The sequence below is a fragment of the Enterobacter sp. 03-F-07-AD-ECC genome (assembly GCF_047530935.1).
In the GTDB taxonomy this organism is placed as follows: Bacteria; Pseudomonadota; Gammaproteobacteria; order Enterobacterales; family Enterobacteriaceae; genus Enterobacter; species Enterobacter cloacae.
On sequence record NZ_JBLKBZ010000077.1, the window covers coordinates 1 to 621 of the forward strand.

At 53.0% G+C, this 621-nt stretch carries 1 rRNA gene; it reads right to left on the minus strand.

Annotated features, from left to right (window positions below):
- A 23S ribosomal RNA gene (locus tag ACMWKA_RS25705) occupies positions 1-621 on the minus strand; the annotation flags it as partial.

The window sequence follows — 621 nt, forward strand, 5'->3', positions numbered from 1 at the left end:
GTCGCTGCCGCAGCTTCGGTGCATGGTTTAGCCCCGTTACATCTTCCGCGCAGGCCGACTCGACCAGTGAGCTATTACGCTTTCTTTAAATGATGGCTGCTTCTAAGCCAACATCCTGGCTGTCTGGGCCTTCCCACATCGTTTCCCACTTAACCATGACTTTGGGACCTTAGCTGGCGGTCTGGGTTGTTTCCCTCTTCACGACGGACGTTAGCACCCGCCGTGTGTCTCCCGTGATAACATTCTTCGGTATTCGTAGTTTGCATCGGGTTGGTAAGCCGGGATGGCCCCCTAGCCGAAACAGTGCTCTACCCCCGAAGATGAGTTCACGAGGCGCTACCTAAATAGCTTTCGGGGAGAACCAGCTATCTCCCGGTTTGATTGGCCTTTCACCCCCAGCCACAGGTCATCCGCTAATTTTTCAACATTAGTCGGTTCGGTCCTCCAGTTAGTGTTACCCAACCTTCAACCTGCCCATGGCTAGATCACCGGGTTTCGGGTCTATACCCTGCAACTTAACGCCCAGTTAAGACTCGGTTTCCCTTCGGCTCCCCTATACGGTTAACCTTGCTACAGAATATAAGTCGCTGACCCATTATACAAAAGGTACGCAGTCACACC